At 64.2% G+C, this 20,166-nt stretch carries 14 protein-coding genes; 7 read left to right on the forward strand and 7 right to left on the reverse strand.

Annotated features, from left to right (window positions below):
* Position 1 precedes the first annotated feature (1 nt).
* Positions 2-2,029: a DUF4034 domain-containing protein gene (locus LOY53_RS25905; RefSeq protein ID WP_258703435.1), complete on the reverse strand. Its 2,028-nt coding sequence runs from the start codon at positions 2,027-2,029 to the stop codon at positions 2-4.
* A 256-nt stretch (positions 2,030-2,285) separates the two neighbouring features.
* Here LOY53_RS25905 and LOY53_RS25910 point away from each other — a divergent pair, with 256 nt between their 5' ends.
* Positions 2,286-3,773 carry a YifB family Mg chelatase-like AAA ATPase gene (locus LOY53_RS25910; RefSeq protein WP_027592198.1) on the forward strand — a complete coding sequence of 496 codons (1,488 nt, stop codon included), beginning with the start codon at positions 2,286-2,288 and terminating at the stop codon, positions 3,771-3,773.
* Between the two features lie 36 nt (positions 3,774-3,809).
* Here the strand turns inward: LOY53_RS25910 and LOY53_RS25915 are convergent, their stop codons facing one another.
* From LOY53_RS25915 to LOY53_RS25925, 3 genes are all read right to left on the reverse strand, one after another.
* Complete coding sequence (locus tag LOY53_RS25915; protein ID WP_258703436.1) at positions 3,810-4,238, reverse strand: DoxX family protein; 429 nt, start codon at positions 4,236-4,238, stop codon at positions 3,810-3,812.
* Between the two features lie 78 nt (positions 4,239-4,316).
* A complete protein-coding gene (locus LOY53_RS25920) occupies positions 4,317-4,679 on the reverse strand; it encodes a response regulator transcription factor (protein ID WP_258704187.1) in 363 nt (120 codons plus the stop codon).
* A gap of 29 nt (positions 4,680-4,708) precedes the next feature.
* Positions 4,709-5,701, reverse strand: a complete 993-nt coding sequence (locus LOY53_RS25925; protein ID WP_258703437.1) for a response regulator — start codon at positions 5,699-5,701, stop codon at positions 4,709-4,711.
* Between the two features lie 245 nt (positions 5,702-5,946).
* On the opposite strand from LOY53_RS25925, the gene LOY53_RS25930 reads away from it, so the two are divergent.
* Positions 5,947-11,049: an ATP-binding sensor histidine kinase gene (locus tag LOY53_RS25930; protein ID WP_258703438.1), complete on the forward strand. Its 5,103-nt coding sequence runs from the start codon at positions 5,947-5,949 to the stop codon at positions 11,047-11,049.
* Between the two features lie 160 nt (positions 11,050-11,209).
* On the opposite strand, the gene LOY53_RS25935 is transcribed toward LOY53_RS25930, so the two are convergent.
* A complete protein-coding gene (locus LOY53_RS25935) occupies positions 11,210-12,997 on the reverse strand; it encodes a monovalent cation:proton antiporter-2 (CPA2) family protein (RefSeq protein ID WP_258703439.1) in 1,788 nt (595 codons plus the stop codon).
* A 145-nt stretch (positions 12,998-13,142) separates the two neighbouring features.
* Entirely contained in the window at positions 13,143-14,117 is a 975-nt protein-coding gene (locus LOY53_RS25940; protein WP_252826215.1) for a GlxA family transcriptional regulator, read from the reverse strand.
* A gap of 179 nt (positions 14,118-14,296) precedes the next feature.
* Between LOY53_RS25940 and LOY53_RS25945 the strand changes: the two genes are divergently transcribed.
* Together LOY53_RS25945 and ycaC (LOY53_RS25950) are read left to right on the forward strand one after the other, a co-directional pair.
* On the forward strand, positions 14,297-14,677 hold the full coding sequence (locus tag LOY53_RS25945; RefSeq protein WP_050580711.1) for an AraC family transcriptional regulator: 381 nt from the start codon (positions 14,297-14,299) through the stop codon (positions 14,675-14,677).
* Positions 14,678-14,759: 82 nt separating this feature from the next.
* Complete coding sequence (ycaC, locus tag LOY53_RS25950; RefSeq protein WP_004375560.1) at positions 14,760-15,386, forward strand: isochorismate family cysteine hydrolase YcaC; 627 nt, start codon at positions 14,760-14,762, stop codon at positions 15,384-15,386.
* Positions 15,387-15,462: 76 nt separating this feature from the next.
* Here the strand turns inward: ycaC (LOY53_RS25950) and ycaC (LOY53_RS25955) are convergent, their stop codons facing one another.
* Positions 15,463-16,092 (reverse strand): isochorismate family cysteine hydrolase YcaC, encoded by a 630-nt coding sequence (ycaC, locus tag LOY53_RS25955; RefSeq protein WP_099430781.1) that lies wholly within the window; start codon positions 16,090-16,092, stop codon positions 15,463-15,465.
* 135 nt (positions 16,093-16,227) lie between these two features.
* Here ycaC (LOY53_RS25955) and LOY53_RS25960 point away from each other — a divergent pair, with 135 nt between their 5' ends.
* The 3 genes from LOY53_RS25960 (at position 16,228) to LOY53_RS25970 (ending at position 20,164) form a co-directional block, all read left to right on the forward strand.
* Positions 16,228-17,139, forward strand: a complete 912-nt coding sequence (locus LOY53_RS25960) for a LysR substrate-binding domain-containing protein (RefSeq protein WP_027592190.1) — start codon at positions 16,228-16,230, stop codon at positions 17,137-17,139.
* Between the two features lie 162 nt (positions 17,140-17,301).
* Complete coding sequence (locus LOY53_RS25965; protein ID WP_252826217.1) at positions 17,302-18,564, forward strand: OprD family porin; 1,263 nt, start codon at positions 17,302-17,304, stop codon at positions 18,562-18,564.
* Position 18,565: 1 nt separating this feature from the next.
* Positions 18,566-20,164, forward strand: coding sequence for an MFS transporter (locus LOY53_RS25970; protein ID WP_252826218.1), 1,599 nt, complete (start codon positions 18,566-18,568; stop codon positions 20,162-20,164).
* Positions 20,165-20,166 lie beyond the last annotated feature (2 nt).

The raw sequence follows: 20,166 nt of genomic DNA on the forward strand, positions 1-20,166 counted from the left end.
TTCAGGCGGAGGCCTGCAATCGATCCTCGCGCGGATTATCTGGTTTCGGCGGTAACTCGCTGGCGTGCAGCGTGCCGCGGAACAGCGTCGCACTGCACAGAGTGAACAGCGTCTTCACCCGGTTGTGCGAGTTGAGTATCTCGGCCTGGATATGCTCGATGTCGTTATCAGCCGGCTGCAATGCGACCGCACGGTTGATCCACTCGATGGCGGCGAAGCGGCTTTGCTTGCGCGTACCCTGCCCTTGCATCCAGGCCAGCCCTAGTTCGGCACTGGCGCGAGCGGCAATACTGGCGTCCGGGTGTTCGACCAGCGCCTGCAAGTAGTCGACGGCTTCGGCCTGTTCCTGCGGTTCGCCAAACTGACGCAGCAGAATACCCAGCTGCAGACGCGCACTGGCAGCGATCTGCAGGTCACCCAACGCATCGTGCAGCAACCGCCTGACGGCAAGCATGGCACTGCGCTCATTCAAGGCTTCTGCGCTTTGCATGCGACGGCAGGCCAAGGTGTATTTGGCCTGCTTGCAACCGGTCTCTACCGCGCGCAACAACCAATAGTCGGCAGCGCTCGCGTCCAGGTACTGCACGGGGGTGTTGGGCAGCGCGCCTCGGTGCAGGTCATGAAGGCTAAGGGCAGCCTCTGGCAGGCTGAGCTCGGCACAGCGCTCATAAAGGTAGAACGCCGCCTCGTGCTGGTTGGCAGCCCAAAGCAGGCGTGGCACCTCAAGCACGTCCACACCCGGCCCTTGGCGGCCACATTGGCGCTTTACCGCAGCCAATGACCAAACACGCGCCTGCTCGTTCGAACACTGAAAACCCCACAGCCCAAACGCGTGCCCAACCGACCGCAGCGCACAGGCGGCGGGGTGCGAGTGGCTCGCACAGAGCTGCTCGATAGCAATGCGAAAAGCCTGCTGCTCATCCTTCACGGCGTGGAACAGCATGATGCAGACAAAACTACGGAAGGGCTGGCCGATGCCCGGGACGAACCCAAGGTCAGGGTAAAGATTCACACTGGCGGTAAAATCGCGCAGGGCGCCAACGTAATCCTGCTGAGCACAACCACGCAAAGCACCACGCCAGGCCAGCAAGGTGGCGCGCTCCCTGGGCCTCAGTGCTCGCAGCGACCAGGCCTTGAAGACCTGCAGCCACACAGCGATCGACTGCGACTGCCCGGCATGCGGCAGTTCGAGCTGGTCCTCGATAGCCAGCCAGCGCAGTGCATTGCGTTGTTCCTCGCGCCAACGCTCACACAGCGGCCCACTGGCCAGGGCGTCGATCGCGGCGTCACTGCCTCCCCAGCAGGGCAACAGGTAGGTTGCATAAGCCTGAATCGCTTCGAAACAGCCGGGGAATGCGCCAAGTGCTTGATGCAGCCAATAGTGCTGGGCGTTTTCTCGCCCCTGCTCGGCCCGTTTGCCCAGGCACGCCGGTAAGGCCTGTGGCAGTTCGGCCAGGGGTAGCAGGCCGTATTTCACCAGCAGCGGCGCTGCAGCCTCTTGCACCTCCACGTCGGCCTCAGTGCAGGGGCTGAAGCGCACCGGCTGGCCGTCGAACAGGCCCAGCAACCAGCCTGGCTCAGCGAAATGCGCGCTGATCTTGAGCATGCCGATCGCCGCTGCCACAGGCTGGCTCGATCGCCCCATGGCACGCAGCAGGTGCGCCGCGCCAATCTCGCAAACCTGCTCCGCCGCCAGCCGACGCTCGGCGCTGATGGGCTGGGTGTTGGCAGACTCGCGGATATGGCAGGCCCGGCTGAAACAATGAAAACCCATCACTACCTGAGGGTGATAGGCCTTGGGGCAGGCATCGATCCAGGCCTTGAGGATCTGCGTCAGGGCCTTGTCGCCCTGGCTGTCCCAATCGACCAGCATGTGCCCTTCGACGGCCTCCAGGTAGGCCGGAAACTCGCCGGGCGGCGACTGCCGCCAGCGCACTTCGAGGATGTCGAAGAAGCGGTTGAGTTCAACGAAAGCACTGGCCTGCACCAGTTCACGGATTGCCTGGCGAGTGCGAGTGAGCGTTTGCACGGGGCAATACCTCAAGTCCATTTGTAGGAAGTTGTGTTGCCATCCCATGGCAATCACAGTAGCCCTTCAACACTAAGCCATACCCTGAATCTGCGCAAAAATAATTGGATCCATTTGTGTCGGATTCTAAGAAAACCCAGGGGAAATACCTGACCTGAAAAACCAGGACGCACACTTATTGCGCTGATCATGGCTGTCGCCGCTAAGCTTGCCCAAGCCGCAGGAAGCGGCCCCATTCCGCGACAATGGAGCGTCCATGTCACTTGCCCTCGTCCACAGCCGCGCCCAGGTTGGCGTGCAGGCACCGGCGGTCAGCGTCGAAACCCACCTGGCCAATGGGCTTCCCCACCTGACCCTGGTCGGCCTGCCCGAAACCACGGTCAAGGAAAGCAAAGACCGGGTCCGCAGTGCCATCGTCAATTCCAGCCTGGATTACCCAGCCAGGCGCATCACGCAAAACCTGGCGCCTGCCGACCTGCCTAAGGATGGCGGGCGTTATGACCTGGCCATTGCTTTGGGCATCCTCGCCGCGAGTGGGCAGGTGCCGGTGGCCACCCTCTGCGACATCGAATGCCTTGGCGAACTGGCGCTGTCCGGCCAGTTGCGCCCCGTGCAGGGCGTGCTACCGGCGGCGCTGGCGGCACGGGAAGCCGGCCGGGCGTTGGTGGTACCGCGGGAGAACGCCGAGGAAGCAAGCCTGGCAGGCGGGCTGGTGGTGTATGCCGTCGGGCACCTGCTGGAGCTGGTCGCCCACCTGAACGGCCAAGTGCCCTTGCCGCCGTATGCCGCCAATGGCCTGGTCTTGAACAGCCGGCCCTACCCCGACCTCAGCGAGGTACAGGGCCAAATCGCGGCCAAGCGCGCCTTGCTGCTGGCGGCCGCCGGGGCCCATAACCTGCTGTTTACCGGCCCGCCTGGCACCGGCAAGACCTTGCTTGCCAGCCGCCTGCCAGGGCTGTTGCCGCCACTGGACGAGCGCGAAGCGCTGGAGGTGGCAGCCATTCAGTCAGTCAGCGGCCATGCGCCGTTAAACAGCTGGCCGCAACGCCCGTTCCGCCACCCACACCACTCAGCCTCGGGCCCTGCGCTGGTAGGCGGTAGCAGTCGGCCGCAACCCGGCGAGATCACCTTGGCTCACCATGGTGTGCTGTTTCTCGATGAACTGCCCGAATTTGAGCGGCGTGTGCTGGAGGTATTGCGCGAGCCGCTCGAGTCCGGCGAGATCGTGATTGCAAGAGCTCGGGACAAGGTACGCTTCCCTGCGCGGTTCCAGTTGGTGGCCGCGATGAACCCCTGCCCTTGTGGCTATCTGGGCGACCCTACCGGCCGCTGCCGCTGCAGCACCGAGCAGATCCAGCGCTATCGCAACAAACTGTCGGGCCCACTGCTGGACCGCATCGACCTGCACCTGACCGTGGCGCGTGAAACCACCACCCTCAACAACCAACCCAGCGGCGAGACCAGCGCCGCTGTCGCCGAACGGGTGGCCGAAGCACGTGAGCTGCAGCAACGCCGGCAAGGGTGCGCAAATGCCTTTCTCGACCTCAACGGCTTGCGCCGCCATTGCCCGCTGGAGGCGGCGGACCAAGCCTGGCTGGAGACCGCCTGTGAGCGGTTGACCCTGTCGTTGCGCGCGGCCCATCGGCTGCTGAAAGTGGCACGCACGCTGGCGGATCTGGAAGGTGTGGCGTCGATTACCAGGGCGCACCTGGCCGAGGCGCTGCAGTATCGGCCTGGGAGTTGATTGGGCGAAGCCCTTTTTGCGGCCGCACTGCCGCCCCTATCCGGCGATGTTCTTTTGCTGAAGCCCAGCAATCGAGAACGCTCCCGGCCCGGTCAGCGCCAGCCCGCCATACAGCACCACCAATAACCAGGCGAATTGGCCCTGCTCCAGCGTCCAATCAGGGTGCACCACCACCAGGGCCACCAACAACACCACCAGCACTGGCAAGCAAGCCAGCCGCGCCGCGACACCCAAAATCAGCAACACCGGGCAGAACACCTCGGCAAACACGGCCAAGCCCAACGTCAACGGCGCACCCAGGCCAAAAGGGTCCTCGATGCGCTGCAGTTCACCGTTCCAGTCCAATAGCTTGGGTAACCCATGGATCAGCAACAACAGCAAGGCAGCCGCAACGCGCATGAACAGCAAGCCGGCTGCGGTGAAGATGGGGGATGAAGCGTCATGCAAGACATTCGGGCGCGGCATCTGGGTGTGTCTCAAGGATAGGTCGACTGCGAACTTTCGCCGATCCATGCCAGGATTGATTGCGCAGATGTGCTTTCTCTAATCCGCTCTTGCGCCAGCCAACGCCGCCTCTACCGCCGCCAGCAACGCCTCTTCAGAAAACGGCTTGCCCAGGCACGCCACCGCCCCATGGCGCTGCGCAGCCTTCAGCGCCAGGTCATCCCAATGCGCCGACATGCAGACGACCGGCAGCCGCCAGCCCATGCGCGCCAGTTCACGCAGCACGTCCAGCCCGGAAAGCCCAGGCATCTTCAAGTCCAGCAACGCACACCCGGCCTCACGCGCCAACGTCGAGGCCAAAAACTCTTCGCCCGAACCGAACAGTAACGCGCCGAAGCCTGTCGCTCGCAGCAGGTTGGCCAGGCTTTTGCGCACAGACGCATCATCGTCGACGATGCACACCCACGCCCTGTCGCGTTCAACCTCGGGCTTCATGCGGCGCCCTGGCCCTCGGCACGGGCCTCGAGCACGTTGTGCATGGCGACCAGTTCGACCAGCGAGCGGGACTGCATCTTGTTCATGATGTTCTTCTTGTGCACCTTGGTCGTCACCTCGCTGGTGCCAATCGCTTTGGCAATCTGTTTGTGCGACAACCCGCCGACCACCAGCGCGAACACCTGCCGCTCACGCTGGGTCAGCCGCGCGTACTTTTCCCTGACTTGCCGTGTATGCCGCCACGCGCGCCCAGCCGTCAGCGCACGGGCACGCAGAGCTGTCAGCAGGGTCAGCAATTGCGCCTCATCAAAGGGCTTGGTCAGGAACTCCACAGCACCCGCACGCATCGCCTGCACGGTCATGGGAATAGTGCCGTGGCCGGTCATGAACACGATCGGCCAGGGCAGGTCGAGCTGGCGCACCATCGCCTGCAGCTCCAAACCGCTGGCCTCAGGCAGGTTCATGTCCAGCAACAGGCAGGCATACGGCGTGTCGGCATGCGCTTCAAGCAGCGCCTCAGCCGAGGCGTACAGGCGATGCACAATGTCGTGCGAGCGAAAGAGTCGCCCCAAGGCTTTGAGCACCGATGGGTCGTCATCCACCACCAGCACGGGCACCGCTGCGCAATCAGCCGCGGGCTCAGCCGTATCGAGGTCGAAGGCTAGCGAAGCGTTGCTCGTGGGTCTCGCCGGCAGGTCGAGGGCCACTTCAGCCACCAGCCGATAGCCGCGGCGTGGCACGGTCTGGATCAGGCCGCGGTCACCGAAGGCCTTGCGCAACAAGGAGATCTGCACCTGCAGGTTGTTGTCTTCGACCACCGTGCCGGCCCACACCTGGCTGAACAGCTCGTCCTTGCCAACCACGCGGCCTTTGGCGCGGATCAGCGTTGCCAGCACCTCGAAAGCGCGCCCGCCCAGCACGATCGGCTTGCCGTCGAGAAACGCTTCTCGTCGCTCCAGCGACACCTGGGCATTGCCAAATCGGATCATGGTCTTCTCGAGTCTCACGGGTCCGGGCGGTTGCGCAGCCCCGTGCAATCTAGGCCAGCGCCCGCATTCATACAATTATCCCGAGGGATAGGTTGGCCTTGGGACTATACAAGCGCCCGCCACGGCCAAGGGGACGATAACGGTCAAGATGGTTCCCGTTCCTGCCAAGCCGTCTGGCCCGCGCATGCGCGGGGGGATCGCTGCGTATACTCGCGCCCTTGGATGTGGTTAGCAGGGGGTGCTTGATGCTCGATGAACGCCTCGCTTACAGGCCCATCGATTATGACCAGTCGATCGACGAGGGCTGGTTGAATCGGTGCGACATCACTCGTCTGGGGCAGGAAGGCGAGCTGACCTACTTCCGCCTGTGCGACCCCGGCACGGGGCAGGCCTGGATCGCGGTGCGCGCCCCGATCGAGTCCCCTGCTGCCTGCCAGCGCCTGGAGCACGATTATCGCCTGCGCCTCGACCCGAAGTGGGCCGTGATGCCCTCGGCCTACGTGCGTTCGGCTGAAGGGCCGCTGCTGGTGTATCCGGGCGGCCGCTCGGTCGCCGACCTCATCGCCCAAGGCCCGGCAGCGCTTCCCGGCTTCCTCGACATCGCCGTCAAAGCCGCATCAGCATTGGCGCTGGCACACGATGCCAACGTACTGCACGGCGCCTTGCAACCCGCGCATATCTGCGTGCAGCACGCGCAGCGGGTGAGGCTCGGCGGGTTTCGCGCGGATGCGCACTCGCTCATCAGCGAGCAAGGCGCACCCATTGGCAACTGGTCCTACCTGGCGCCGGAACAGATCTGCCCCCTCGGCTCCAGCAGCGACCAACGCAGCGATATCTATGCGCTGGGCGCCATCCTGTACCAGCTTTTGCTGGGCGAGTTGCCGCTCGCCGGGCGCGACACACTGCACTGGCGCCAGCTGCATGCCGGCGTGCAGCCACGGGCGGCCATCGAGGTCGACAACCGGGTGCCGCAGCCACTCAGCCGCATCCTCGCCAAGGCCCTGGCCAAAGAGCCCGATGCCCGCTACCAGACCGCCCGTGCGCTGGCGGTGGACCTTGCTCACTGCCAGCGGCAGTGGCTGGCGGCCCAGGCCATCGAAGATTTCGAGCCTGGCAGCGCTGACCCCCTTTCGCCCAACCACGAACGCCTCTATGGCCGCACAGCCGAGCAGAAGGTGATCACCCTGCTGCTCAAGGCATTGCGCCGCGACAGCGCGCCCCAGGCGCTGTTCATCAAAGGCGCTACCGGCATGGGCAAGTCCAGCCTGGTACAGGCAACACTCAAGGGCGGCGCCGAGGGTTATTGGGCCAGCGGCAAGTGCAACAGCCTGGAACGGGCGGTGCCCTATGGCCCCTGGATCGAGATTCTCGGTTCGCTGACCACCCAGTTGCTGGCCAAGAACCGCGATGACCTTGACGCGTTACGCCGTGAAATTCTGCGGCGCATCAAAGGGCGCGGCCGTTTGCTGGGCAAGCTGGCCCCGGACTTGAAGCTGGTGATCGGCCCCATGGCCGAGTTCCCGGAAAAGCCCACACGGCTCGCCTTGCAGAAAGAGCTGCGAGCGATCGTCGAATTCCTGCAGGTGTTCAGCCGCCCCGGGCGACCATTGGCGCTGTTTCTCGATGACATGCAGTGGGCCGACGACGCCACGCTGCACCTGCTTGATGAACTGCTGGAGCAAGCACCCAGCAACCTGCTGTTGATCTTCGCCCGGCGCAGCGATGCACCACCCGGCAGCAAGCCCTTGGTTACCCCCGCGTCCATCCGCAGCACCACCCTAGACCTACGCCCCCTCACCATCGGCGCCGTGATGGAGATGATCAGCGAACGCTACCACGCCGCGCCTGACGCTGCCTTGCAGCTCGCCGAGCTGGTGCACGCGAAGACCGCTGGCAACCCGTTCTTCATCCACCAGATCCTCGGGGCGATGGTCGAGGACCAGTTGTTCACCTTCGACACCCAGACCATGCGCTGGTCGTGGTCGCTGCCAGCAGTAGCGCAACACCGCTATGCCGACAACGTCGCCGACCTGATGGTCCATCGCCTGACACGCCTGCCTGAAGCCCAGCGAACTGTGCTGCGCTTTGCCAGCGCCGCGGGGGGTCGATGCGACGAACGCCTGCTGCGCAGCATGCTGCCACTGCCCGCCGAGCAACTGGCCGAACAGCTCAAGGCCTTGATTGGCGCGGGCTTCCTGCTAGCTGGGCACAAGGCGCTGGTGTTCTCGCACGATCGCGTACTGGACGCCGCCTACGCACTCACCCCATCGCGCGAGCGGCCGGCGCTGCACGCGCATATTGCCCAAACCATGCGGGCGGCCTGGCAAACGGCTCAACACGACGCGGTGTTCGAAATCGCCAATCAGGTGCAGTTGGCCAGCCCGCATGCATTTGCGGCCAGCGACTGCGAAGGGTTTCTGGTGCTGCTGCAGGAGGCCGCGTTGCGGGCGTGCGACAATGCCGCCTATGAGCAGGCCGCCGGCTACCTGCAAGCAGCCGACGAACTGCTGCGCCTCGGCACCACGCCCGGCAGCCAGGCAAGCCATGCCTTTACCATCGCCTGCCTGGCCGCAGAGTGCGACATGCAACTGTCACGCATGCCACAGGCCGACGTTCGCATCCTCGAATGCCACCAGCGTGCGCTATCGGCGCTCGACAAGGCCCGGGTATGCAAGCTTGAAGCACGCCTGCATACCTTACGTTCGGACTACCCAGCCGCCATCACCTGCGCCATCGGCGGCCTTGAGCTGTTGGGCATCACGCTTGCCCAGGGCATCCACCCCGAGCAAGTCGAGGCAGCCTATGGCCGTGTCCACGCCCTGATCGAGAACAAGGGCCGCCATTGCCTGGAATCGTTGCCCAGGGCCGACTCGGAAGACGCGGCGGTGGCAATCGCGCTGCTGGCGACCCTGTCATCATCGTTCTTCGTCAAGGACGACCTCTGCTTCCTGCACCTGGCCAAGATCATGGAGCTGTCATTGCTCCACGGCGTCGCACCTGGCAGTACCTATGGCCTGGCCTGGTTTGGCGTGATGGCAGCCGAGCGCTTTGCCGCCTACCATGACGGCCATGCTTACTGCCTGGCGGCGCTCAAACTGATCGAACGGCACGGTTTCGAGGCCGACTTGACCAGCGCCCTGCTCGCCCTCGACCAGGTCAGCGCCTGGACGGCGCCGATGGAGTTTGCCCGGCGCACGGCACTGGAAGCGGTCGAATCGCCGCGCCTGAGCGGCGACCTGGCGATGGCCTGCTATGCCCGCAATCACCTGGTTTCCGACTCACTGTTCATGGGCCAACCCTTGCAGGAAGTCAGCGGCGAAGTGGAGCAAGGGTTGGTCACCGTTCGCGGCTACGGCTACAGCGATGTCGAACACATCCTCTTGGCCCAGCAGGCATTCGTCGCTGTCATGACCGGCAGCAGTGGCAGGATCGGCCTTGCGTCGCGCTCGGGGTGCGAAGCGCCTGCCGAAGCCCGCGTGCACAGCATAAAATCCTGCACCACGCTGTTCTTCAAGCACCTCTACGCCGGCATGTCGGCCTTCTACCTGGGCGATATCAAACAGGCCGTACGCCAACTCGCCAGCGCCGGCAGCCATGCCTGGGCCGCCCCTGCACACATCAACCTGGCCGACTACCACCTGTTCCGCGGCCTCACCCTGGGCAGCCCGGAAGCCCCGGGCAGCGCGATGGGTAAATTGGCTGCGCTGCACGAATTGCGCGAGCGCTTTGCTGCGTGGGCGAGCTTCAACCCGGTCACCTTCCGCAACAAGCTCCTGCTGATCGAGGGCGTGATCGCCAAGCTCAGCGGCGATGGCCTGGCCGCCATCCGCTGTTTCGACCAGGCCCAGATCGCCGCCACGGCCGCCGGTTTCATCCATGAGCAGGCCCTGGCCCACGAGCAACTGGCTGAGGTGTGCATCCCCAGTGGCTTGATCTCTGGCGCCAACCTGCACCTGCGCATTGCCCGTGACTGCTTCCACATCTGGGGTGCCACGGGCAAGGTGCGCCAGCTCGAAACCCTGCACCCGTTCTTGCGCACCCAGCCCGTGCAGGAAACCTACCGCTCTGCCAGCCAGGCCAGGCTCGACCTGGAAGTCGGCCTGGAAGCCGCGCGCGCGCTGTCCGAAGAGGTGCTGCTAGAGGGCCTGATCGAAACCTTGATGGGCCACCTGACCCAGCATTCCGGCGCCGATCACGGTGCCCTGCTGATCGTCAGCGGCGCCGAGTTCCAGATGGCCGCGCTGGCCTACATCGACGATGCCGGTCTGCACGTGCGCATGGACAATTGCCAGAAGTTCCTGACCCAGGCGCCGCTGTCGATCATCAATGCCACCCTGCGCACCAAGAAACCCATGGTGCTGAACGACGCCCTCAGCGACTGCCCAGAAGCGTTTCGCCAGGAGCTGCACGCACGCAACGCCCGCTCGGTGCTGTGCCTGCCGCTGCTGCTGCAGGGGGTGCTGATCGGCCTGGTCTACCTGGAAAACCGCCTGGTGCCGAACCTGTTCGGCAGCCAGCGCCTGGCCATGCTGGAGATTCTCGCTTCGCAGGCTGCGGTATCGCTGCAAACCGCCAAGTTCTATACGCGCCTGGCCGAAGACAACCAGAGCCGCGCGCAGATGGAGGCCGAGCTGCGCCGCTCACGTGCAGAGCTTGCCCGCAGCGCGCACCTGCAGGTGATGAACGAGTTGTCCGCCTCCATCGCCCACGAGATCAGCCAGCCCCTGCTTGGCATCGCCGCCAATGCGGCCGCCAGCTTGCGCTGGCTCAAGCGCGGCCAGCCCGACCTTGAAGAAGCCATTGCCGGCCTGGAAGATATCCGCAACGACAGTGAACGGGCAGCCAACATCGTCCGCGCACTGCGGTCGCTGGCCAAACAGTCGCCGATGCAACTCAAGCCGGTGAAGCTCGATGCACTGATTCTGGAAGTGGTGCGCCTGACATCCTCGGATGCCTTGAAAGGCGGCGTGAAGGTGCAAACCCGGTTGCAGGCCGCAACGAGCCTCATGGCCGACCCAGTGCAGTTGCAGCAGCTGATCTACAACCTGATCACCAATGCCCTGGAAGCGCTGGCGGGGTTCCGCGACGATGGCCTGTTGCGCATCACGTCTGCCGTGGTCGAGGCGGGGGTGGAGATTTGCGTGGACGACAATGGGCCAGGGATTGCGCCAGAGGAGCTGGAGCGGGTGTTTGGTGCGTTCTACACCACCAAGAGTGGCGGACTGGGGATGGGGCTGGCGATCTGCAGCTCGGTAATTCAGGCCCATGGTGGGCAGTTGCAGGCTCAGGTTTCGGAGCTGGGCGGGTGCCGGATCAGGTTGACGGTGCCGGTTCGGGCGGCTGATTGACCTGTTTTAGCCTGCGCCGGCCTCTTCGCGGGCAAGCCCGCTCCCACAGGGCCGTGTGCTTGCCCGCGAAGGGCTGCCCTGCAGCCCCAGTCTATGATGGAAAAACTCTGGGAAACATCCCATGTAGATAGCGGACGGTGACACCGCGCAAAATCAAAACTCAATCCGCATCCGAATCAAACAACCGCTCCAGCTCCACCCGCGCTTCCTTCGCCGTCTGCATCACCTTGGCCCGGTCATCGCGCACCTGCCCCTGGGCCTCCAGCACTTCTTCGTCATGCTGGGTGAACCGCGCAATACGGTCCGCCGCTTGTTCGTCACTCAACCCCAACCCCACCAGCGCGCGGCGGGTCAGCTCCAGGCTTGAGTAGAACGTCTCGCGAATGGGCTCGGCACCCACGTCCACCAGCTTGTGCACATGCTGGCGGTTTCGTGCCCGGGCCAACACTTTCAGGTGCGGGTACAGGCGCTTGACCCGCTCCGCCGTGCGGGTGGTGACTTCTGGGTCGTCGGTGGTGATCACAAAATACTCCGCCTCGCCCACCTTGGCCGCATGCAGCACTTCGGGGCGCAGAGGGTCGCCGTAGAACACTGGGGCCTGCTCGAACATGCGGGTCATCTCGATGGCGTCCACCGAGGTTTCCAGGGCGATGAAGGGGATCTTCTGGGCACGCAGGATGCGCGAGACGATCTGCCCCATGCGGCCCATGCCAACGATCACCACGCGCGGTGCATCGGTCTGGATCTGTTTGTACTGTTCGGGCACTTCACGCTGCGGTTGCGGGCGCTTGAGGGCACGAGCGCAGCCGAGCATCAACAGGGGCGTGATGGCCATCGACAAGGTGATGGTCATCATCAGCAGGTCGTAGGTCTGGGTGTCGAACAAGCCTTGGTCCTTGCCCAGCTTGAACACAACGAAGGCGAACTCGCCACCCGCCGCCAGCACCATGCCCAGGCGCAGGGCGCTGGCGCTGTTGAGGCCGCCGGCCAGCCGGCCGACCACTATCAGCAAGGTCAGCTTGACCGCGATCAGCAGCAGGGTCAGGCCCAGCAGCACCAGCGGCATTTCCAGCAGCAGGCTGAGGTTGGCGCCCATGCCGACACTGATGAAGAACAGCCCCAGCAACAGCCCTTTGAACGGTTCGATCTGCGATTCCAGCTCGTGCCGGTACTCCGAGTCGGCTAACAATAGGCCGGCCAGGAATGCACCCAAGGCCATGGAGATACCAGCCTCTTCCATCAGCCAGGCGGTGCCGATCACCACCAGCAGTGCGGTGGCGGTTGAAACCTCTGGCAGGCCGGTGCGCGCGACGATGCGGAACACCGGGCGCAGTAAGTAGCGGCCGCCCACGATGACCACGGCGATGCTGGCGAACACCTTCAGTGCATGTTCAAGGCTGTCACCGTGGCCGGTATCCGGGCCGCTGGCGGCTAGCAGCGGGACCAGGGCAATCAGCGGAATGGCAGCGATGTCTTGGAACAGCAGGATGGCAAACGCCAGGCGACCGTGCGGCGCGTTGAGCTGCTTGCTTTCGGCCAGGCTCTGCAGGCCCAGGGCGGTGGATGACAGCGCCAGGCCCAGACCCAGCACCAAGGCGGCGGCCAGCGACTGGGCGAAGCCGAACAGGGCGATGGCGCCAATCACCGCGCCGGTCAGCAGTACCTGCGCAGCGCCCACGCCGAACACCGACTTGCGCATCAGCCACAAACGCTTGGGCGACAGTTCCAGGCCGATGATGAACAGCAGCAGCACCACGCCGAGTTCCGAGATGTGCGCGACGCTTTCGGTATCGCGGATCAGCCCCAGTGCCTGCGGGCCGATGGCCACGCCGGCCAGCAGGTAGCCGATCACGGCGCCCAGCTTCAGGCGCTTGGCCAGGGGAACAGCAAGGACCGCGGCGAGCAGGAAGATCACCGCGGTTTGCAGAAGGCTGCCTTCGTGTGGCATTGGCTCGTACTCCATGAGCTGCCGGGGCAGCGTTGAACAATGTGGCCGGCAATTCTGGGCAATGTGCGGGCGTCAGACAATCCGGGCTGAAGGAGAAACATTGTCCCGCCTATCAAGACAATCAGCTGATCGCACGCGTTTCGGCTCAGCTCTCGCCAAACTGCGCCCGGTACTGTGCCGGCGTCATGCCGATGCGCTCGCAGAACACCTTGCGCATATGCCGATCACTGCCAAACCCACAGCGTGCCGCCACCACCTTCAACGGCAGGTCGCTGCCTTCGAGCAGTTTGCGCGCCTGGTCGATGCGCGCATTTTGCAGGTACTGCAACGGCGTGATGCCGACCTCGCGCTGGAATGTACGGGCAAAGTTGCGGCTGCTCATGGCCACTAGATCGGCCATTTTCTGCACGGTAAAGGCCTGGTCGATATGGTCGACGATATAGGCCTGTACCCGCGCGGTTGGCGAATCATCACGCGGCACGGCCGCCAGCAACGGCCCATACGGGGTTTGCCCGCCCTGACGATGGCGAGCGACCAGCAGCACCTTGGCCACTTCTAGGGCCAGGGCCTTGCCGTGGTCTTCTGCGACCACGGCCAGCGCCAGGTCGATACCGGCGGTGATGCCGCCCGAGGTGATCAGGCAGCGGTCAATCACGTAGATCTGTTCGGTCTCGACTTTCGCCTCAGGGAAGGCCCGCGCCAGCCGTTCGACATAGTTCCAGTGGGTGGTGCAGCGATAGCCGCCGAGCAGGCCGGCCCGGCCCAGCAAGAACACGCCGGTGCAGATGGCGCCAAATCGCTTGGCCCCGCGCACGGCCTGTGGCAGCCAGTGCTCAAGACCCGGCAGGGCGACGTCATAGGCCCCTGGGCCGCCGGGTACCAGCAACAGGTCGACGGCTTCGGGCAGCTCTTCCAGGCGCAGGTCGGCCATCACCCTCAGCCCGCATGAACCGCGCACCGTACCCTGGCCTTCGGCCAAGGTGATCAGCCGGTACTGCCGCTCAGCGGGCAAAAACCGGTTGGCGATGGCAAAGGCGTCCATGGGGCCGGTGACATCCAGCAACAGCACATCATTGAACAGCACCATCGCCACGGTGCGGTGGGCGGGATTTTCCTGCATGCCTCTTTCGCCTTGAATGCGGGCCGCCGGTCGCGGCCTGAAACTGAATACGCGCGCATCTTAAGGTATTGGTATAGCGGCCAGGGCCAGCACTGCACAATTAAGAACTCTTCAGGTTTGGCTCAGGACTTTGTCATGACCCGGGGGCGAGACTTTCCTCATTGAACAGGAGAGTCGCCATGAGCCCTCTGACGATCCGCAGCACCTCACCGGCCCCAGGCGCGCTGACCCCTGCGCGGCTGCGCCAGGCCAAGGAACTGATGCTGCACAGCCCTTTGTCGATCATCGAGATCGCTGGTGTGTGCAACCTGACCCGCAGCCATTTCTCGCGCGCGTTCAAGGTCAACACCGGTTTGTCGCCCCAGGCCTGGCGCCTGCTGGCGCGCATGGAGAAGGCCAAGCGCCTGCTGGCCACCGAGGCGCCGATCACCCATGTCAGCCTCGAATGTGGTTTCTGCGACCAGTCCCATTTCACCCGGGCATTCAGCCGCCTGGTCGGCCAGCCGCCCAAAGCGTGGCGGTTGACCACGCAAGGTGCCGCATCCGGCCCGCATTCTTAAGCGCCTTCTATCCATTGGTATACCACCTTCGGGTAGTACACCTGAGTTTCACACCCTAAGCCCAATGCAAGGAGTTACCCTCATGAGCCAACCGGATTACAAGCGCCTGAACAAAGACGACGCGGTGGTGCTGCTGGTCGACCACCAGACCGGCCTGATCTCCCTGGTGCAGGACTTCTCGCCCAACGAGTTCAAGAACAACGTACTGGCCCTGGGCGACCTGGCCAAGTTCTTCGGCCTGCCGACCATCCTCACCACCAGCTTTGAACAAGGCCCGAACGGCCCGCTGGTGCCCGAGCTGAAAGAGATGTTCCCAGACGCGCCGTACATTGCCCGCCCAGGCCAGATCAACGCCTGGGACAACGAAGACTTCGTCAAGGCGATCAAGGCGACAGGCCGCAAGCAGCTGATCATCGCCGGCGTGGTCACTGACGTGTGCGTGGCCTTCCCGACCTTGTCGGCGCTGGCTGAAGGCTTCGAAGTGTTCGTGGTGACCGACGCTTCCGGCACCTTCAACGAAACCGTGCAGCAAGCCGCGTGGGTACGCATGACCCAAGCAGGCGCACAAATGATGAACTGGTTCTCGGTGGCCTGTGAGCTGCACCGCGACTGGCGCAACGACATCGAAGGGTTGGGCAATCTGCTGTCGCAGCGGATTCCCAATTACCGCAACCTGATGAACAGCTATGCGGCGTTGAGCGCCCGCTGATCCAAGCCTGCACAGCGACAAAAAAGCCGGCGCCCTCACAAGGGCGCCGGCCTTTTCGTTTGCCACTAGCAGGTGATTACTTACCCGCCGTCAGCGCGTTGTAGCTGGTCATCAAATTCCGATAATCCGGAATGTGGTTGGAGCACAGTGCCGCCAACCCCTCGACGTCATTGCGCCAGTCGCGGTGCAGCTCACAAGCCACGCCGAACCAGGTCATCAGCTGCGCACCGGCACGGCTCATGCGGTCATGGGCGGCATCGCGGGTCATTGCATTGAAGGTGCCCGAAGCGTCGGTTACCACGAACACCTCAAACTCTTCTTCCAAGGCTGCCAGCGCCGGGAACGCCACACAGACTTCGGTCACTACACCGGCGATGATCAGCTGCTTCTTGCCAGTGGCCTTCACTGCCTTGACGAAGTCTTCGTTGTCCCAGGCGTTGATCTGGCCTGGGCGGGCAATGTACGGGGCCTCTGGGAACAGCGCTTTCAGCTCGGGCACCAGCGGGCCGTTCGGGCCTTGCTCGAAACTGGTGGTGAGGATGGTTGGCAGGTTGAAGAACTTGGCCAGGTCCGCCAGGGCCAGTACGTTGTTCTTGAATTTGTCCGGCTCGATGTCACGGACCAGGGACAACAGGCCAGCCTGGTGGTCGACCAGCAGCACAGCGGCGTCATCTTTGTTCAGGCGGTTGTAGGTGAATTTGCTCATGGTCCGTGCTCCTAAAAGGTTTCGATGTTTTCAGTAAGTGGGGTGTTTCGCGTTGATGGGGACAGATTAAATTCATCACCTTTGCTGCGGTAGACTGCGAAAATTGCCTTTAGCGTTCTACCTGGAGAACGATCATTGGAAGACCTCAACTCCCTCTACTACTTCACCCAAGTCGTCGAGCACGGCGGCTTCGCCCCGGCCGGGCGGGCGCTGGACATGCCCAAGTCAAAACTCAGCCGGCGCATTGCCGACCTTGAGGACCGCCTGGGCGTGCGCCTGCTGCACCGCACCAGCCGGCACTGCTCGTTGACCGAAATCGGCCAGGCCTACTACAACCGCTGCCTGGCCATGCGCGTGGAGGCCGAGGGCGCGGCGGAGATCATCGAGCGTAACCGCAGCGAGCCTCGCGGCCTGGTGCGTATCAGCTGCCCGACCACCCTGCTCAACTCCTGGGTCGGGCCAATGCTGACCCGCTACATGCTCAAGTACCCGCAGGTGGAGCTGTTCATCGAAAGCACCAACCGCCGCGTCGACCTGCTGCACGAAGGCTTCGATGTCGCGCTGCGCGTGCGCTTTCCGCCACTGGAAAACACCGACATGGTGATGAAGGTGCTGAGCAACAGCACCCAGTGCCTGGTGGGGCATCCGCAGTACCTGGCGCAACTGCCCGAAGGCTTCGACCCGCAGCTGCTTGGCACGCTGCCCAGCGTGCATTGGGGCAGCGCCCAGCGTGAGTACCAGTGGGAGCTGTTCCAGGGCGAGGACATGAGCCGCAGCATCGTGATCCCGCACACGCCGCGCATGGTCACCGACGACCTGTTCGCGCTGCGGCATTTTGTAGTGGCCGGGGTTGGCATCGCGCACTTGCCACGTGTCGCCGTGCGCGAAGACTTGGCCGAGGGTCGGCTGGTGGAGTTGCTGCCGGAGTGGCACCCGCGGTGCGGCATCGTGCATGCGATCTTCCCGTCACGGCGCGGGTTGTTGCCGTCGGTGCGGTCGCTGATCGATCACCTGGCCGAGGAGTTCGCGATCAGCGACATGGCCTGAGTCAGTTGCTGTCCGTACCGGCCTCTTCGCGAGGCACCAGCGCCCTGGAGACCACACGGTCCCTGTGGGAGCGGGCTTGCCCCGCGAAGAGGCCAGCACACCCTTACAAGACCGTGGCCTACGCTTGCCTCACAGTCTCGGATCATCCACCCCGGAGCCCTCATGATCCGCGCCAATCACGGACCAGGCCGCGCCCTGCTCGCCACGCTCGCCCTCTGCCCCGCACTCAGCCAGGCAGATGAACCCGGCTGGTCGCTGCTCAGCCGTAACTACTTCCTGCACAGCGACTTCCGCTCACCTTCCGGCAGCGGCCAAAACTACCGTCAGGAATGGGCCCAAGGCTTCATCGGTGAAATCCGTTCGGGGTTCACCGAAGGCACGGTGGGTGTTGGCATCGACGCGCATGGCTTTCTCGGCCTCAAGCTAGACGGTGGCCGCGGCCATGCCGGTACCGGCTTGCTGCCGCGTGACAGCGATGGCCGTGCCGAGTCCGACTATTCCAGCGCCGGCGCAGCCCTCAAGCTACGCCTGGGCAATACCCTGCTGCGCTACGGCGAGATGACTGTCGAGACACCGGTGTTCGACACCGGCGACAAACGCCTGCACCCCGAATACGCCACGGGCTGGTTGCTGGAGAACACCGACCTGCCCGACTGGCGCCTGCAGGCGGGCCGATTCACTGCGTTCAACAACCAGGACAACAGCTCGACCCACGATGATTTCGCCGGCTACGGCGCCACCACCCACGGCCGCGCTATCAGCCTGGCCGGCGCCACGTTCGCCCCCGATGGCCCGTTCGGCGGTGCGCTGTACACCAGCCAGTTGCAAGACACCTGGCGCCAGGCCTACCTCAATCTCAACCTGGCCGAGGGCAATTGGCGCCTGGACGGCAACCTCTACAAAACCCGTGATACCGGCAACGCCAGCGCTGGCGCCATCGACACCACCGCCTACAGCCTGGCGGGCAAGTACCGCTTCGGTGCCCAGGCACTGACCCTGGCCTACCAGAAGGTCGAGGGCGACACCCCCTTCGACTTCGTCGGCGGCGACTCCATCTACCTGGCCAACTCGATCAAGTACGCCGACTTCAACGGCCCCGGCGAGCGTTCGTGGCAACTGCGTTACGACCTCGACTTCGCCACCCTCGGCATGCCCGGCCTGAGCCTGATGGGCCGCTACGTCAGCGGCCGCGGTATTGATGGCACGCATGCACCGGCAGGTGGCGCCTACACCGCCCAACAGGGCCAGGGCGGGCGTCACTGGGAGCGCGATGTCGACCTCAAGTACGTGGTGCAGTCCGGCGCCGCCAAAGACCTCAGCCTGGCGCTTTCCCACGTCAGCCACCGCGCCAACCAAGCCCAGGCGGGCGACGATATTGACCGCCTCTACTTGATCATCGAATACCCACTCAAAGGCGGCTTCTGAAATGAGCACCTCCCCCTCAGGCGCTTGGAGCCCCTTGCGCAACACCACCTTCCGCATGCTGTGGATCGCCACCATCGCCTCCAACATCGGCACCTGGATGCACGAGGTGGGTGCCGGCTGGTTGATGACCACGCTGTCGGCCAGCCCGCTGCACGTGGCACTGATCCAGGTGGCGGGTTCGCTGCCGATGTTCTTCCTCGCCCTGCCCGCCGGCGCGGCGGCGGATATCGTCGACAAACGCCGCTACCTGTTACTGGTGCAACTGTGGATGTCAGCCGTTGCCGTGGTGCTGGCGGCCTTGACCCTGCTCGGCATGATGAATGTCACCTTGCTGCTGGTACTGACGCTGGCCTTAGGCATCGGCACAGCGCTGATGATGCCGGCCTGGAGTGCGCTGACACCGGAGCTGGTGGGCAAGGAAGACCTGGCCAACGCCGTGGCCATTTCCAGTGTGGGCATCAATGTCTCGCGGGCAATCGGCCCGGCCTTGGCAGGCGTGGTGGTAAGCCTGGTGGGGCCGTGGCTGACCTTTGCCCTGAATGCCGTATCGTTCGCCGGGGTGATTGTGGTGTTGCTGCTGTGGAAGCGCGACGTGAAGGAACCGCTGCTGCCGGCCGAACGTTTTATCGGCGCCATGCGCACCGGGTTGCGCTTTGCGCGTAGTGCCAAACCGCTGCAAGCAGTCTTGGTGCGGGCGCTGGCGTTCTTTCTCTGCGCCAGCGCTGGCACCTCGTTGCTGCCCTTGATCGTACGCGGCGAGATGCACGGCACAGCATCCGATTTCGGCCTGTTGCTGGCGGCGATCGGCATCGGCGCAGTGGCCGGCGCGACCTTGTTGCCGCGCCTGCGCGAGCGGATCAGCCGTGATCGCCTGGTGATGCTTGCCAGCCTGCTGTACGCGCTGTTCCTGCTAGCCCTGGCCCTGGTGCGCAACTTCTATGTGCTGCTGCCGGCGATGCTGCTCAGCGGCGCAGCGTGGATCGCTGTACTGTCCAACCTGCAAGTTGCGGCGCAAACCTCGGTACCCGCCTGGGTGCGGGCGCGGGCGCTGTCGGTGTATATCCTGATCTTCTTCGGCGCGATGGCGTGTGGCGGCCTGCTGTGGGGCACGCTGGCCAGCCATGCATCGATCACCCTGAGCCTGCTGCTGGCGGCCGGTGGCCTGGGGCTTGGGACCCTGCTGACCTGCAAGGTGACCCTGCCCGAAACTGAGGCCGAGGAATTGACCCCATCGCTGCATTGGCCAGCGCCGTTGCTGGACGATGACCTGGATCAGGACAGCGGGCCGGTGATGGTCACAGTCGAGTACCACATCGAACCGGCCAAGGCCGAGGCGTTCCAGCTGGCGGCGCGCGAACTGGAAGCCATGCGCAAGCGCAATGGCGCGTTGTCGTGGGGGTTGATGCGCGACAGTGCCGACCCACACCTGTGGCTGGAGTTCTTCTTCGAGGAGTCGTGGTTGGAGCACCTGCGCCACCACCATCGGGTGACCCGAGGCGAGCTGAAGATCGAAGCGCGGGTGCGGATGCTGCAGACAGAGGGTGTGCCGGTGCAGATTCGGCACCTATTGGCTGGGCAGTCGCACAAGCCACAGCATTGACG

The organism is Pseudomonas sp. B21-031, assembly GCF_024748985.1.
GTDB lineage: Bacteria > Pseudomonadota > Gammaproteobacteria > Pseudomonadales > Pseudomonadaceae > Aquipseudomonas > Aquipseudomonas kermanshahensis.